Source organism: Bradyrhizobium sp. AZCC 1678, assembly GCF_036924765.1.
GTDB classification, from domain to species: Bacteria; Pseudomonadota; Alphaproteobacteria; order Rhizobiales; family Xanthobacteraceae; genus Bradyrhizobium; species Bradyrhizobium algeriense.
This window is the reverse complement of the sequence record NZ_JAZHSE010000001.1, coordinates 6,476,285-6,492,335: the sequence shown is the minus strand read 5'-3', so window position 1 is coordinate 6,492,335 and position 16,051 is coordinate 6,476,285. Positions and strand designations below refer to the sequence as shown.

Here is a 16,051-nt window from a genome sequence, read left to right as displayed (position 1 = left end):
AATGGAGTCAGTTCGCGACTGATAAGCTTTCATACGAAAGCGTATCAGTCGAATGGGCTGCGGCTCGTGATGTGGCAGCGGGTTGGCGTTTTGTTCATGATTTCGCCTATCGTGAATCGGGCGGACTTTCGTGTCATCAAATCGGCGGATGGTCTCCCATGTTTCCCGACAGGTGTGAAGCAGAGCGGCAGAAGGTGAAGCTGCCAAACAACGGCTTCGTGAACTTGTCAGTGCTCAGAATTTCTGTTCCATAACATTCGATGGACGAAATCAGCCGATCGACTGGAGCTGCTCACGCCATGATAGGGGTAGGAGCTTGGGGATCTGTTTAAGCCGGATAGGCGTATCGTCATGCAGGGCGCGTGCCGCAATTTGGGGAGCGAGAAATGCGAGTCTGAGGCCTTGCCGAATAACTTTTGGATTATAATCCGCAGCAGCCGCCAGATCTTCGATGGACGTATGGTGACCTTCGGAAAGCTGGTCAAGCCACGCCTGAGCCCTGACAATCGCTCTTATCAGCTTCGGATCGGTTCTTGTTTCGGCTGGTGCAAATTGAATTTGCGCTTCATCTTTGGGCTTTGAAGCCCATGGGATTTCAATCGGGCGCTTGTTGTCGCTCGCATCTCGCAACGTGATCTGGATCTTGCCCGCCAGTACCGTCACGCACTGTATCTGTCCAAAAAGTTCTTCAAGCGCAACCTCGTCAGCGTTCAGTTTACTTCGAACCTCCGCCTCGACGAGATCTTCGATTTCCGGTGCCGAGATCCGGGTGACTGAGCCAGCCTTGTGTTTTCGTCCGCGCAATGCGGTGCTGACGTAGAATCGATATCGCACGCCATTCTTGCCGGAAAAGCTTGGGCCCATCCGGTTACCTTTGTCGTCAAACAGCTTGCCTTTGAGCAGGGCGCCGCTCTCCGAGAATTTCGTGCCGCGCCTGGCGTTATTCTCCTTGAGCAACAGCTGCACCCGGTCAAAGGTCTGACGGTCGAGGATAGCGGCGTGCTCCCCCTTGAACCATTTGCCACCGTGATGAATCTCGCCGAGGTAGATGCGATTTTTCAGGAAATAGGCGAGGGGACCATAAGTGAAGGGAATGCCGCCCCGATATTTGGCGACCTTGGTGTCACGTCGCTTGGTAACAATACGTCTGCGGTCAAGTTCGGCGACCAGTTTGCCGAATGATCGCAGTTCGAGATACAGCTCGAAGATGGTGCGGACGGTTTGTGCCTCGGCCTTGTTGACGACGAGCTTTTTGTCCTTGGCTTCGTAACCAAGCGGAACGGTGCCGCCGGTCCATTTGCCCTTCTTACGGGAAGCCGCCACCTTGTCCCTGACCCGTTCGGAAGCAAGCTCGCGTTCGAATTGTGCAAAGGACAAGAGGACGTTCAGGGTTAGCCGCCCCATCGACGTGGTCGTATTGAACTGCTGGGTGACTGCCACAAACGATATGGAGCGGGCATCGAACGTCTCGACCAGTTTAGCAAAGTCAGCCAGCGATCGGGTCAGGCGGTCGATCTTGTAGACGACGACCACGTCGATCCTGCCGAGCTGGATTTCGCGAAGGAGCCGCTTTAGGGCGGGTCGCTCCAGGTTGCCGCCGGAATAGGCCGGGTCGTCATAGTGCTGTGGCAGCAGCTTCCAGCCTTGCGAAGCCTGGCTCTTGATATAGGCCTCGCAGGCCTCCCGCTGAGCGTCAAGAGAATTGAACTCCTGGTCCAGACCGTGCTCGGTCGATTTGCGAGTATAGATGGCGCAGCGCAGCGACTTGGCCGACTCAGCCGGCATGGCCATCGCCTCTATCTGCGGAGCCATTAGATCTTAGGCCGAAGAACCGGGGGCCGTTCCATTTGGTGCCGGTAATGAGGGTAGCGATCTCCGACAGGCTAGCAAAAGTTTTGCCGTCATAGGCAAAGCCCTTCTCCAGCACCCTGACCCGGTAGGCCCGCCGATTCCATGTGCGCACAAGTTCGGAGCCGGGCTTGATCCGACGAGGCAGGTCGAGCCTAGCGTTGGGCTTGGCTACTGCCTGTTTCATCAGCTGATCCAGCGTGCGCCGCGTTGCCGGGGGCAGGCTGCCATAGGCCTTTTCCTGGATCCGATGGGCGATGCTGCGCCTCAGAAGGTCTGGCCCGAATGCCTTGGGCGGTTCGGCCTTGAACAGTTCCCGATATCGCTTCCTCAGTTCGACGATGGGGATGGCCGGCAGGCGCTCCAGCTCGCTCTCGACTTCGGGATTCGCTTTGGCGCCTGCCGGCCACGACTCCTTCATGCCGCCGCTCCGGATTTCGCAATGCGATAGAGCCGCTGATCGCCGACCCTCTCGGACGTGAGTGCCAGCTTGAGCTTCTTCTTCACGACGCCGGAGAAGAAGCCCCGGACCGAGTGAGGCTGCCAACCAGTTGCTTTGACGATGGCGGCAATCGGCGCGCCCTTGGCCCGTCGAAGAAGGGCGAGAACCGTGTCCTGCTTGGACGACACCCCCTTTGAGGTAAGTGACGTAGCACCTTGCTTGTTCGGCGACTTCACTGCTGGAGATTGGCGCTTTCGGGTCGCAGCCTTCGCCGCTCCCTTTGCGATTTTTGATTTGGATTTGGCCATTTGGCTCTCCTGTCATCAACGACAGCATCTTGTGCTGCCACTGAGACAAGCCCCGCCGAGAAGCAGGGCGAGAACCCAGAGGGGAGGCGACTAGTGCTCCTTGATTCGATTCATCAGGCAGATCGCATCGTGCAGGCGACCCGCATCATAAAGCAGCTGGTCCATTTCCATGGAAATCTCGACGCCTTGGTCGAGGCTGCCGGCTTGGGCACAGGCTTCCGCCGCCTTTGCAAGCTGCATCGCCTCGCTCAGCTTGGCATGCATCTCGCCAAAGCAGATCTTTATGGTTTCGTTGATGGCCGTTGTATCCATTGAATGACCTCCTTGACGGCCGTCAGTAGCGCTCCAATGCTCGCAGAAGTCGAGCGGAATTGTGGATAATCTTGTGGCGAAGATCCGGCGTTGCGGATCACGATGTGATCGTGGGAAAACGAATGTCCCTGCCTATCTTGGCGACCTCTTACGGCCCTTAGGCGGTAACTTGCCGGCCACAAAATCCCGCAGCAGCCTGACCGGATCACCCCCGATGGCTCGAACAACCGCCACGAACTCGACCACGTCCAGCCGCCGCTCGCCGCCCTCATATTTGGCCACAAATGACTGTGGCCTCCCAAGCCGGCGGGCAAGCGCGTGTTGCGTCAGCCCAGCCGCCTTGCGCGCTGCAATCATCAGCGCGCAAAAAGCCGTCTGGTCGGCCGAATGAACGGTCTTGCCGATGCCGCGGGAAGGGGTCATTGCCGGGGCAGGCTGATCCCATCATCGGATTATCCCAAAAGAGGATAATATTAACTCTGATCTGCTCTTCTGGGGCGGCTCAGGGGCTTTGCACTGGATGTCAGGCGCGCAACCGAGCGAATGCTGTCGGACGGCTCAAGGCCAAACGAAAGCGAGGCGGAAAACAGCCGCGCATCGCCTCAGCAAGGAAAGTTAAATGCCAGTAGGACAGCGAATTTGGCGGATCGCACAGCCACCCCAACGGCTTCGTGCCAGCGCTCTTGCTTCGGTGAAATTGCTCGAAGAGATGATCGTGGCCGCTCCAGAGATCGTTTCCGACGAGTGGATGATCATTGGTCAGCAAGAAGACACCGGATCGGGCGGACGCATCGACCTGCTGGGGATTGCGCCGGATAGCTCATTGATCCTCATCGAAATCAAGCGCGGTCGTTCTCCCCGCGAAGTCGTGGCTCAAGCCATTGACTATGCAACCTGGGTCGAAGCACTCGATGCCGAAGCCGTCTTCCGGATCTATTCGCGGTTTAGCGATGGTGGGGATCTGGCCAGGGATTTTGAAGCAAGGTTCGGCACGGCGATCGACACGGAGGAGTTTCCGAATCACCATCAGATCGTGATCGTTGCAGCATCCCTTGATGCAAGTTCGGAGCGGATCGTTTCCTACCTCAGCAAGCGGTCGGTCGCGATCAACGTGCTTTGTTTCGAGATCTTCGAGAACGGCAGCGACAAGTTCCTCAGCCGCGCCTGGCTGCAAGACCCCGTCGAATCCCAGCTAGCGACCAGCGCAACCGAGTCCAAATCACCACACGCAGCCTGGAATGGTGAGTTCTACGTATCTTTTGGCACGGAGGGCCGCTCCTGGGTGGAAGCCGCCAAGTACGGCTTCGTCAGTGCGGGGGGAGGGGCCTGGTATTCAAATACATTGAAACTTCTCAAGTCCGGTGACCGAATCTGGGTGAAAGCTCCCGGCTACGGTTTTGTGGGGGTCGGCAGGGTCAGGGGCGTTTCCACGCCGGCCAATGAATTCCGTATCAATGTCGAAGGAACACAAAAGGCGGTCTCCGACATTCTCGGAGCTGAGAACTACAAGAATCCCAGGCAAGGCGAGAAGGGGGAATATTTCGTTGCGGTGAAATGGGCGCAGACCGTGACCCTAGAAAATGCCGTCAACGAACCCGGCCTGTTCGGCAACCGAAACACGGTCTGCGCACCGAGGGTACCGAAATGGCGCGCCACCATCGAGCGGCTCAAGACGGCATTCCCCCGATATGACGCGGTCTAACCAAATGCCTGCACTGGCCGAAATACCCTCAAATTCGCAAAGTGAGCACGACGTTACCGTCTACGTCAGGGAGGTGCTCGCTTCCGCTTTGTCTAGTAACTATCAGGTTCATCAAGGCGCGAACCTGCTGTACCGGATTGAAATCGATGGGTCCGGAAAGATCAGCAATAATGGAGACGGTGCGCCGCGGCGCGGCCAATATGCATTCCAGACCGACATTCTAGTCAGCAAGGCGGAAATCCCCCTCGTGGTGACCGAGTTGAAGTCGGGAACATTTTCGACTCACGACGTCATCACCTACTCCTGGAAAGCGCAGCGTCACAAGCAGGTATATCCTTATCTAAGATACGGTTTTGCGGTTGTTGGGCTGGAAACACTCGGCCGTCGCTTTATTACTCACAATGAGGGATTTGATTTCGCGGTGGCGGTTCCGAACCGTGCTGAAATAGAGGCCGATCTAGTCCCCATCGTTCGACGGCAGATCATCAGTGCTGAACGCATTATCGAATTGACCCGGCAGAGCAGGATCAAGCTGCGTCGCTTTGAACAAAACATCGAGATCGACGCCTAGGCGTCGCCTTTGACCCGTTGCTCCATTACACTATTGCCAAAAGCAAGAGCAATCTTATGGCTCTTTTGCGGGCGGTGAAGCTCAAGCGCCCGTTCCACCGAAGATCGACCATTAATTGCGAGAGCGCTCGGTTGGCGAACGTTGCGGTCTGCCGAATTTGGTCTTTTCGACATAGAGCGCGATTAATCGCAGCTTTCAAGTGGAGCGACGTTCTAGGTTTTCACTAACCCACCCACGATAGAGAAGTATCATACCTATACTTCGAAGCTTGAGAGCCCAGAGCCTGCGTAATGCTGTCAACTTGATCGTCGTGTTTACTCTGTGGGAATGAAAGCAACTCCGCCTCTAGTGTAGCTAGATAGGATGCTCGCCTCGGAAAGAAAACCTGACCAGCCTCGAACTTTGCCTGCTGAACATACAGCCGAGCGACTTTGTCATGTTCTACAGGAACTAGTCGGACGGCAAAGGTTCCTGCTTGGCGGAGTTCTTGAGCGAGCGGACTGCCAGTCGAAGCATCCTCGATCAGAATCACATTTGGCTTGAATTTGTCCGCCAACAACAATGCAGTCTGCTTGAGGCGAGGATATTCAAACCGTTCTCTGACTAAATCCATAAGATAAAACTTATTGCCAACCATGAGCCAAGTCGTGCAGACGGAAAAATCATTCTGCGCACCATTCTTGACCGCCGTATCCCAACTTTGAATGACCCGTGCTGGGTATGTGCGTTCGGGAAGTACGTCGTAGTACTGCAACCAATCCCGTTTCACCATTGCGCCGCCAGGCGGAACCGGAGATTGTTGGTACTGCCCCTCAAAAATGTCGGACCCCAATTCGCGCCTTACATTTTCGAGGACCTCAATGGGCTCGCGATCGGGATGGAGGGCTTCGCCAATTTGTCTTGAGTGGAAGCGTTTGGGGCCGATTTCTACAGTTTCCTCCTCGCGGGCGATTGCCGGCAAACTCAATAAAGTCCAAGTCCCCGGAAAATTCTCTGTAAGATAGCCAGTCAGATCGTGTTGATGAACGCGCTGCATGACGACTATAATTGCTCCCTTGGCCTTGTCGTCCAAGCGCGAAATCAAGGTGTGGGATATCCAGTCATTGACAGCATTTCGAAGCGGCTCGGATTGAGCGTCGACGGGCTTCAGCGGGTCGTCGATGATGAAGCAGTCGCCTCCTAAGCCAGTCAGAGTGGCATTGATCGAAGTAGCTTTGCGAAAGCCCCGCTGATCGGTGTAGATCGACGAGTCGGCGATACGTGTAATTCGCGTGCGTGGGAACGTCAGGCGGTACCAATCTGTCTGCATTATCGACTGAGAATCTCGGGCGTGTTTTGCGGCTAGATCGCCGCCATAACTAATGCCAAAAATTTTCTTGCGAGGATCGTGTCCTAACCAGGAGGCTGGGAAAAGAACCGAGACCATGAGAGATTTGAGGGACCTGGGAGGGAGGTTGATAATAAGACGCTTGGTTTCTCCAGCCATTACCTTCTTCAAATGCCACGCGACCGCATCCAAATGCCAATTGTGGATAAATGAACCGCCCTGGTTGAGTTCCCGCACGCCGCGATCGGTGAAAGACATGAAGTCCCGACTGAGAGCGAATTTGAGCATCCGAAATTCATTGATCGTCATTGTTGGACCCCCGCAGCCGGCGCGCAAATGCGTCGAGCACCGCACGATCGTCTTCACTGAGATCTTCCGGCTGGAGTTCGCCAGAGACCAAGGCAGCATATCTGTTGAGCACGAATACGGCGCTCTTCACCTCTCCCTTCAAGGCAAGTTCGGTCTGCTTGCGATGGATCCCCTCGAGGACAGGGATTTTCCTTATGCGCCCGTTCGATTGTCGGAGAGAGAGTTTCTCATTGAGCACCTCTTTTAAAATTGTGGACTCATTTTTCGATCCCTTCGGTCGCCCTTTGGGATTGCCGCTTTGACCAGACTTAAATTGATGTGAGCGAGGTGGCTTTCCATAACCGACCTCATCGTCCCGCCCGTCGTCCGATCGTAAGCGGATACGCTTCAAAGATTGTTTGGCCCTAGCGGATTTTCTCGGCGGAAGTCTCTCGCGCGGCGGCCGAGCTTTTGACTCGTCTTCATCGTCGCTCATCGTATCCTCCGAATTTTGCGAACGAGCCCACTTGTGGCGACCTCATCAAAGGTCTGACCGGTTGCCTTGAGGATCGCGTCACGCTTGGTGAACGACTGCCAACGCCGGATCGCGACGTCGACGTATAACGGATCGATCTCTAGTCCATAGGCACGCCGACCAACGCGTTCTGCGGCAAGTATGGTTGTGCCGCTGCCCATAAATGCGTCCAGCACGATTTCGCCGCGCCGGGAACAGTCACGAATCGCGTCGGAGACAAGTGCGACCGGCTTAACTGTAGGGTGCAGCGACAATTCATCCATTCGATTGGCACGAAACGTGTTGACGCCGGCATAAGTCCAAACGTTGCTGCGATTGCGGCCGTGCTTACCTAGCTCGATGTTATTTTGATGCGGGGCATCGCCATTCTTAAAAACAAAGATCAACTCATGCTGAGATCGGTAAAAGCTGCCTTGACCAGCGTTGGTTTTTGCCCAAACCACGACGTTCTTTAGCTCGCTGTAGACTTCATTGCCTGCCGCGAGCATCTCCCCGAGATGACGCCAATCGATGCAGACATAGTGGATCGATCCATCTTCGGAAAAGCGTGCCGCCTGCGTCATCCATCGGACTAGAAAATCTATGAATTGGGAGGGGGACATTTCGCCAGAGGCTGAAGAGAATTCTCTATGTTTGACCTTTCCCCGACCTACAACGCCGCCGATGCGAACGTTGTATGGTGGATCACAAAACAGCATTGCGGCGAGCCTTTGCCCCATCAACTGTTTGACCGCTGCTTCTTCACAAGCATTGCCACAAATCAGGCGATGTTCGCCGAGGGTCCAAAGGTCACCGATCTGGGAAACTGCGCGATCGCTCTGAGGGGCAGGAATCTCTTCAGCCGGTTCTCGCTCGGGATCAGAAAAATCGACAGACAATGCGTCGATCTCCGCTGCATCGAAGCCAGTTATGGAAATATCGAGATTGATTTCAGGCAGTAGAGTGGCGAGCTCTCCAAGTTCTGCAGCTAGTATCGGCCTGTCCCAACCCGCATTCGCGGCAATCTTGTTGTCTGCAAGGGCAAGCGCGCGTTTCTGCGTCTCGCTTAACCCGGTGATCGTCATTACTGGAACTTCGGTCAGACCGATATGCAAGGCCGCCCGGTACCGGCCGTTACCCGCGACGATATCGTCGTTCTCGTCGACGAGGATTGGATAGGTCCACCCCACGGCCAGGATGGAATCGGCGATTTGCTTGATTTGACGCTTCGAATGAGTTCGCGCATTCCTTTGCGACGGTTTCAATGTTCGCAACGAAGCGAGCCTGACCTGCATAACGCCTGATCCGGGCAGCGTATCCGCGCCTTTTGTAGTCTGTATATGGGTTTCAAATCGACGCATGATCTTTTTGTCTGTGTTTGCCTATGAGCTTCTACCGCGCGTCCGGGGCAGGGCGAGCGCGAGTTGTTCTCTCAAGCGGTGGGCACGAGTCGCAAGTTCGAAAAGACTCGATGAGTGCGCGTGGTTCTGCTTGACGAACTTAGAGACTTCTTCCATGCCCCGGCATATTTTTAAGCTGGTCCTATCATCGATCCCATCCTCGTAAGAAGCCTTGCCGGTAACTATCGTCAGGTAGACGGGGTCAGTATTATCGACGCCCAAATCGCCCGGCTGTGCGTTGGCTCGAATTGCTTCTTCATCGAATAGGACGACGGGATCTTGCCTGAGTATGCGAGAATGATGCCGTTCAAAATCTCTCCGAACATGTCGCAGCGCGTTGACTACGAATCCTTGAGGCCAACGGTGTTCCAATAGGCGCCAGCCTGTCTCCAGTGCGAAAGCTTCAAAGTTCGAAAAGAGCACTTCCGAACCCTTTCCGGGTGCGTCGCGGCTATAGAAAGCGTAGTTGCTTGTTTTATCGCCTTTCGCTCTCGCCTCGCGTGTCAAAGCCCTATCAGTATCAAGGAGCCGCTTCAGTTGAGTACGCAGCGCTTGACTGGGCTCGGCCGATTTCTCTCCCACTGTTCGAGAGATCGCCTCCTCAACTTGATTTCGCTTGTAGCCAATCATTGAAACTACAGAATAGGTTTCAAATTGGCAGATGTCAACAGGGCATCACCTGTCAGCGCCGCAAGTGTCGCCGCCATTTAGGGAAGTCACGATTTGGGCCATTTAGAAATGTCACCCGGTTTGGGGGTGGCTTAGCCGTCCTTTCCTTTGCTGGGGTTGAATTCCTTTGTATCGAGAGGGCGGTGCGTGGAGCCATCAGATCGCGCAACGCGCCGCCCGGGTGCTCATCTATCCGACCTTGAAGATGTGGTTCTTCTGGCCGCGCCGGCGCGGCGCCTTGGCCGAGCGCGACATGTCGAGCTGCTTCTGCTGCTCGGCGATATAGGCCAGGATCGGCCCCAGGCGCTTGTTCTCGACAATGGCAGCTTGGTTGACCTGCGGCCGCTTGTCGAAGGTGCGATAGGGCAGTTCGATGCCGTTGTGGCGGATCACCAGCCGTCCATCAGGGTAGTCAATCACGGTGACCCGCTTGCGCGCCAGCGACCGTGCGATCTTGGTTGGCTCGAGAATGAAGAGTACCTGGTCATACTGCAGAGTCAGGTTTACCGAGACCGAGCGCTCTTCCTTCCAGGCGAAAGCATCATCGATATCTTCATGACTGGCGAGCGGCCGATGCAGGTCGCGATCCTCTAACGGCGCTTTGGCAAAGCGCGCATTGTACTTCTCCATGAACGCCGGCAGGAATGCGTTGCCGGCCTCAATCGTATCGATGCCGCTTAATCGCATCTCCTTGACCAACCGGTCCTGCAGCGTGCCATTGGCCCGTTCGACCCGGCCCTTGGCCTGCGAGGAGTTGGCGCAGATGATGTCGATATTGAGCGCATGCAAAGCCCGTCCGAACTGGGTCATGCCATCGCCGCCGACCGCATCCTTCTTGTTGACCCGGAACACGCCGTGCTTGTCCGAATAGAACGCCACCGGCTTGCCATAACGTTCCAGATAGGCTCGGGTCGCCGCAAAATAGTCGAAGGTGCTCTCGCTCTCAACAAACTGCAGATGCATCAGTCGGCTAGTGGCGTCGTCAATGTAGACGAGCAGGGTGCATTGCGGTCCGCGGCCCTCGAACCACCAGTGCTCCGACCCGTCAATCTGGATCAGCTCGCCAAAACAATCCCGCCGGTACCGCGGCTGGTGAACAGCCTTCAATCGCGCTCGGCGGTCCTTCCACAGCCCGGCCGCGATCATCCATTGCCGCAGCGTCTCGCGCCCAAGGTGAATGCTGTGCAGCTCCGCCAGCTTCTCGGCCGCCAGCGTCGGGCCGAAGTCCGGGTAACGCTCCCGGATGATGCCAAGGACTTCGGCGCGCCAGGCGCTCGGATAGCTGCGGTTGCTCGGCCGGCCTCGTCGGCGCGACACCAGGGCTTCCGGACCGTGCCGGGCAAAGGCCTTGCCAAGCCGGAACACCTGACGTCGGCCAGACCCATCAGCGTCGCGGCGTCCGCAACCGTGATCCTGCTTGCCGCCAGATCCTGCAACACGCTCATCCGGTCGATCTCCGTCCGGCTCATCGCAATCACCGTCATCGGCCCAAAACTCCCCAACCGAAACCGTGGAGAGTGACATCTCTATCTGGGCCAAAGGTGACTTCTCTATCCGGCGTCTACAGCAAGCATTCGCGTAATGAGCGGTTATGGAATTTGCTGCGAGTCTCTGCAAATTCACCAGCAAAGTGTTTCGACCCAATCTGGCGAGCGGATGTAAGCGGCGTTCTGCTGGCGTCGCTAAAAGGCGCGGTCCTTAGTCCGCTGAATAGAGCGCTAAAGGACTTCACTAAGTGTGCTGTGCGTTTCGTCGGGGAAGCGCACGCCCTGTCGCCCCGGCGGGGTTGCTGCCGCTCGAACGAGCCGTCGATCAGGAAGCCTTCCAAGTTGGAAAAGGACGAACGGCCGGAAGCTGGACGAGGCCGGGCTCAATTGCAGAAGGTAAAGAGGCGATGGCGCAACGGTGCCAGAAAGAAAGTCCGTGCGCACTATTCCCCGGCCACAATGGATGATGCAACGAGGAGTTGTTGCATGCCATTCATGGTTGAGAAGCAGGCGCGTCGCCCGCGCGCCTGCGTCATCTGAGCCGCGCCGGACAATTATCGGTTTGGCATGATAACGGCCGCCGCAGACCTTCGCTAGGCTTTATGGCGCGTTCATCCAAGCATTCGCGTTCGTCAATTCGTTAGGACATGCCATTGCGGTTGGTTGGCAAGACCAACCTAATGTTCGATTTTTGCGGAGGTCCTCGAAAACTCGATGGCTTGATGATCGTTCGATAAGCCGGAGAGAAGGTGCGCACGCTGACATAGATGATTGTTGAAGAAATGATGTCAAAAGTCGCAACCTCAGCCGAAATATTTTTATTCAACATAAGATTGTGGACAACAAGTTCGCTGTAAGGTTGTCTCGTTGCGAGCGCAGGAAGTTTCGTGAAACATCACGAGTGTGATTGGTGGGTGGTGTTCGGAATGCAGGAATAGCGCGCTCTCATGCTCTGCGCTTTGAGTCCTTCAAGGCGCTTTCAACGAAATCGCAGAGTTTTGTGTCCGGTCGGCGACGCTGACCGAGGGCGGCGGAGTCTTGCACTCGAATTTGGCTTGGGGTGGGGTATGGCTGGGGTATCATTGTTTCGCGGCAAACTCATTGTTTGCTGCGTTGGTCGAGTACTGCCGACGATTATCAGCGTTGCGGTGGGCCTGTCGTTAGCTTTGCTGCAAGCTTCAGCGCAAACCTCGTCGTTGCCAGGCAAGTCCGGTGTTAGCTCGTCCGGCGCTGCTACCTATTCCGTCCCGATATCGGTGCCACCGGGCACCGCGGGGATGAGCCCTTCGCTATCGCTTGACTACAATAGTCAGAGCGGAGCTTCCAGCGGATGGCTGGGAGCGGGGCTGGCCGGTGTCGGCTGGTCGCTCAGCGGACTGCCCGCGATCGGTCGCTGCCCGCGCACCGTAGCGCAGGATGGCGTGGCAGGCGCCGTCAACTATGATGCCAATGACCGGTTCTGCATCGACGGCCAGCGATTGGTTGCGGTGACGGGAGTCTATGGCGCGGACGGTACGGAGTACCGCACCGAGATCGAGAGTTTTTCGAAGATCGTTTCGCATGGCACGGCAGGAACGGGGCCGGCCTGGTTCGAGGTGCGCAGCAAATCGGGTCAGATACTCCAGTTGGGCAATACAACTGATTCCCGCATTCTGGCACAAGGCAAGACGTCCGCGCGCTCCTGGGGCGTCAATAAGGTCAGCGACACCAAGGGCAACTATTTCACCGTCACGTATGTCAATGATTCTGTGAACGGACAGGCCTATCCGAGCCGGATCGATTATACCGGCAACGATGCCGCTTCGCTTGCGCCCTATAACTCGGTGCAGTTCGTTTATGATACGAGCCGCACCGACGTGCTTCCGGTTTATCATGCCGGTTCGCTGCTCAAGACGACGGTGCGGTTGACCAAGGTGCAGACCTATTCCGGGTCGGCGCTCGTTGCCGATTACAGGCTGGCTTACCAGCCGGGCAGTGCGACTGGCCGCAGTCAGCTCGCCAGCATCACGCTATGTGACGGCTCAAACAATTGCCTGCCGGCGACGAGCTTCACATGGCAGAACGGGACGACGACACCGACGGTGATCTCCAACGTCGCCGGCCAAAATGGGGCGCTCGCTGGCTCGCGTCCGTATATCGGGGATTTTAACGGTGACGGCCTGCCTGACGTGATGTGGGATGACGAGCCGGCCAATAAAGTCGGGACAAATGGCACGCGCGTATTGTGGACCAGCACGGGCGCGGGCGGATTCAACGTCAACAGCAATTTCGTGGGCCAGAATGGAGTACTGACTCCAGTCCAACTAACAGGGGACTTCGTCTTCTACTATGCCCCCCTCATTGGTGACTTCAATCGCGATGGTCGTTCGGACGTTTGGTGGTACCTATCTTTCCCTTTGCCGGTGCCAAGTACGACATGGATCAGTACGTCAGGGGCGGGGTTCGCGATCGGTACAGGGGCGGCTCCTCCTTCAAGCGTGCCTATCGCGGTGTTCGACGTCAACGCCGATGGACGCACTGATCTAATGTGGCGCAATTCGAGCATCTTGACGGTCTGGCGGGTAAATTCAGACGGAACGGTCGCTACTAACGACATCAATCTGTCGACGTATTTCCCAGGAACCATAAATGGGGGCCCCTTCGATGGGACCCCCATCGCGTCAATTATAGCCGCTATGAGTTCTCTTCGTCCTGTGGACTTCAACGGCGACGGAGTTGGTGACATCCTCTGGTCCACCACCGCATTTAACGGAGGAAAATTCGGGCTCTGGCTGGGGATCGGCGACGGCACGTTCACGCAGGTCAGCGGCGCTGACGCAAGTGTCAGCGGACACCACGCCCTTTCTGTTGATATCAATGGTGACGGCAAAACCGATATCCTTTGGAATCAATTCGACAGCACCTCTAAGCTTACGACTGGGCAGCGCATTCTCTGGATTAGCAGGGGTGACGGCACTTTCGACGTCATTGCCAATCCCGGCGGCCAGAACGGAACACTGGCCGGCTACATCCCAAATGCTGCAGACCTTAACGGGGACGGCATTGCCGACGTGCTCTGGGTCAGCGTGGACGGAAATGGTTTATCGACCGGTTCAAGCGTCGCGTGGTTTGGGAAGGGCGATGGGACCTTCACGGTGGTGCAGAACTACGGTGGGACTGGGCCCGTTGGCTACGTGCCGATATTGGCCGATTTCAACGGCGACGGCAAAACCGATGTGTTGTGGGACAGCCGCTCCGGGACTGACTCGCGCTCGACAGGCGCTCGCTTGTTGTGGCTCAGCGACGGCGCGTCACCGGATATCATCAAGACAGTCACCAACGGCGTCGGAGCCACGGTCACCCTTACCTATAAGTCTCTGACTGACAGCGCAGTCTATACCAAGGACAACACGGCGGTCGATCCAGTCATCGATGTGCAGATGCCGCTTCAGGCGGTCTCACGCATCGACGTCTCGAACGGGATTGGCGGCACGCTTGCCACGGCTTACGCCTATGTCGGTGCAAAAACCGATATCAACGGCCGCGGATTCCTCGGTTTCCGTCAGATGAAGACGACGGACCTGCAGACAAATATCGTTCAGACCACGACCTATCGGCAGGACTATCCCTTCCTGTTTTCAGTAGCGAATGAATCTCAGACACTCGCCAGTGCCACGCTTGGCGCGACGACCAACACATATGGTTCAACGTCGCTCGGAGGAACGCGCTATCAGGTGTTTCTGACCGAGAGCCAGACCACCAAGAATGATCTCGACGGAACGGCGGTGCCGAGCGCGACCACTTCCTATCAATACGATGCCTACAACAATGCGACGCAGATCACGGTGGCGACGTCGGATGGCTACAGCAAGACGACCAACAACACCTACACGAACGACACGACCAACTGGCTGCTCGGGCGGCTGACCGCCGCGACGGTCACAGCGCAGGCGCCGCAACAGCTTGGCCAATATTGCTCCGTGCCCTGGGGTGGCACCATCGGCAACGGCCAGAGCGTGACGGCATATTCGGCAGCTACCCCGTCGGTCGGACAGGCCTGTAGCGCGATTGCGCAGACGCGCACATGCACCAACGGTACGCTGAGCGGCAGTTACACCCAGCAGTCCTGCACTCCGATGGCGTGTACTTTGCCGTGGGGCGGAACGATCGCAAGCGGGGCAAGCGTAGCGGCGTATTCGGCGGCGAACCCGCCTGTGGGACAGGCCTGCAGCACGATCGCGGAGACGCGCATGTGCTCGCTTGGGGCGCTCAGCGGAAGCTATACACAGCAGAGCTGTGCGGCACTTTGCGCATTGCCCTGGGGCGGTACGATCACTCAGGGCCAGAGCGTCACGGCTTACTCAGCCGCCAGTGTACCGATCGGCCAGGTTTGCTCTTCGGTCGCGCAAACGCGCACCTGCGGTGCGAGCGGAATCTTGACGGGCAGCTTCACCCACCAAAGCTGCACGCAGCCGACGGTAGTGACGATTGCGAGCAGTACCAACAATTTGAACTTGTGGAGCTACCTGTTGGCCAATGGTTTCGCTACCGCGGGCACGCCCGGCATTTGGGTGGTGACGATTGCTAGCGGTGTTGTAATCGGATCGAGTTCGACATCGACGCCCGCATTCGACACGGGCGTATTCCCCGCGGGCAGCACGCTGCAGATCATTAACAACGGCACGATTGTCGGCAGTGGGGGAAATGGCGCCGGGTCTCTGACCGCTTTGTGCGGTACTGGCACTCCAGTAGCAGGTGACGGGGGCCCGGCTCTGCGGGCGCAACTTGCTCTGACGATCACAAACAATAACGCGATTTGGGGAGGCGGCGGAGGCGGGGGGATTGGCGGGTCTAATAATGCTGTTGCATGGAGCGGAGGAGGCGGAGGCGGGGCGGGTTCCGCCCCAGGGGCCGGGGGAACAATAGGGGCGCCTATTCCAGGACCGCGCTCTGGAAGCGCCGGGACGATATCAGCCGGAGGAGCGGGCGGTACCTTTGCGCCATTAGGCCAAGCCGGCGGAGCAGGCGGGGGACCCGGTGTTGCGGGATCGGCAGGGGGCTCTGGCCCCGGATGTGCCGGCCGTCCCGGAGGAGCGGCGGGCTCGGCGGTGCTCGGCAATTCCTTCATCACGTGGAGTGCGGTGGGCGACCGGCGCGGGCCGCTCAACTGAGGAAGATCGTGCGCTGGCTGAAGAAGCCAGCGC

General features: G+C 57.2%; 12 protein-coding genes and 1 pseudogene. 3 read left to right on the top strand and 10 right to left on the bottom strand.

The annotated features are described in order from the left end of the window. Nucleotides 1–270: 270 nt before the first annotated feature. The 5 genes from V1294_RS31210 to V1294_RS31190 all read right to left on the bottom strand — a co-directional run bounded on the left by V1294_RS31210 (nucleotide 271) and on the right by V1294_RS31190 (nucleotide 3,333). The gene (locus tag V1294_RS31210; RefSeq protein WP_334504887.1) at nucleotides 271–1,785 is read right to left on the bottom strand and encodes a recombinase family protein; all 1,515 of its coding nucleotides are present in this window, start codon (nucleotides 1,783–1,785) and stop codon (nucleotides 271–273) included. Continuing rightward, nucleotides 1,775–2,269: a DUF2924 domain-containing protein gene (locus V1294_RS31205; protein ID WP_334502601.1), complete on the bottom strand. Its 495-nt coding sequence runs from the start codon at nucleotides 2,267–2,269 to the stop codon at nucleotides 1,775–1,777. Before V1294_RS31205 ends, V1294_RS31210 begins: the two co-directional genes overlap by 11 nt. After that, complete coding sequence (locus V1294_RS31200) at nucleotides 2,266–2,598, bottom strand: DUF3489 domain-containing protein (RefSeq protein ID WP_334502599.1); 333 nt, start codon at nucleotides 2,596–2,598, stop codon at nucleotides 2,266–2,268. The genes V1294_RS31205 and V1294_RS31200 overlap by 4 nt, the downstream gene beginning before the upstream one ends. A 90-nt stretch (nucleotides 2,599–2,688) precedes the next feature. Then, nucleotides 2,689–2,910, bottom strand: a complete 222-nt coding sequence (locus tag V1294_RS31195) for a hypothetical protein (RefSeq protein ID WP_334502596.1) — start codon at nucleotides 2,908–2,910, stop codon at nucleotides 2,689–2,691. 132 nt (nucleotides 2,911–3,042) lie between these two features. Continuing rightward, a complete protein-coding gene (locus tag V1294_RS31190; RefSeq protein WP_334502594.1) occupies nucleotides 3,043–3,333 on the bottom strand; it encodes a helix-turn-helix domain-containing protein in 291 nt (96 codons plus the stop codon). Between the two features lie 196 nt (nucleotides 3,334–3,529). On the opposite strand from V1294_RS31190, the gene V1294_RS31185 reads away from it, so the two are divergent. After that, on the top strand, nucleotides 3,530–4,612 hold the full coding sequence (locus V1294_RS31185) for a hypothetical protein (protein WP_334502593.1): 1,083 nt from the start codon (nucleotides 3,530–3,532) through the stop codon (nucleotides 4,610–4,612). Nucleotides 4,613–4,616: 4 nt separating this feature from the next. After that, a complete protein-coding gene (locus tag V1294_RS31180; RefSeq protein WP_334502591.1) occupies nucleotides 4,617–5,183 on the top strand; it encodes a hypothetical protein in 567 nt (188 codons plus the stop codon). A 223-nt stretch (nucleotides 5,184–5,406) separates the two neighbouring features. Here V1294_RS31180 and terL read toward each other — a convergent pair whose 3' ends face one another. From terL to V1294_RS31155, 5 genes and pseudogenes are all read right to left on the bottom strand, one after another. Next, nucleotides 5,407–6,819: a phage terminase large subunit gene (gene terL, locus V1294_RS31175; protein ID WP_334502589.1), complete on the bottom strand. Its 1,413-nt coding sequence runs from the start codon at nucleotides 6,817–6,819 to the stop codon at nucleotides 5,407–5,409. Beyond that, entirely contained in the window at nucleotides 6,806–7,294 is a 489-nt protein-coding gene (locus V1294_RS31170) for a DUF5681 domain-containing protein (RefSeq protein WP_334502587.1), read from the bottom strand. Before V1294_RS31170 ends, terL begins: the two co-directional genes overlap by 14 nt. Next, nucleotides 7,291–8,673: a site-specific DNA-methyltransferase gene (locus V1294_RS31165; protein WP_334502585.1), complete on the bottom strand. Its 1,383-nt coding sequence runs from the start codon at nucleotides 8,671–8,673 to the stop codon at nucleotides 7,291–7,293. Before V1294_RS31165 ends, V1294_RS31170 begins: the two co-directional genes overlap by 4 nt. Before the next feature lie 21 nt (nucleotides 8,674–8,694). Next, nucleotides 8,695–9,342 carry a hypothetical protein gene (locus tag V1294_RS31160; RefSeq protein ID WP_334502583.1) on the bottom strand — a complete coding sequence of 216 codons (648 nt, stop codon included), beginning with the start codon at nucleotides 9,340–9,342 and terminating at the stop codon, nucleotides 8,695–8,697. Between the two features lie 228 nt (nucleotides 9,343–9,570). Beyond that, nucleotides 9,571–10,865: pseudogene (locus V1294_RS31155) on the bottom strand (ISNCY family transposase). A 950-nt stretch (nucleotides 10,866–11,815) separates the two neighbouring features. On the opposite strand from V1294_RS31155, the gene V1294_RS31150 reads away from it, so the two are divergent. Beyond that, a complete protein-coding gene (locus V1294_RS31150; RefSeq protein ID WP_334502581.1) occupies nucleotides 11,816–16,018 on the top strand; it encodes an FG-GAP-like repeat-containing protein in 4,203 nt (1,400 codons plus the stop codon). Nucleotides 16,019–16,051: the final 33 nt, after the last annotated feature.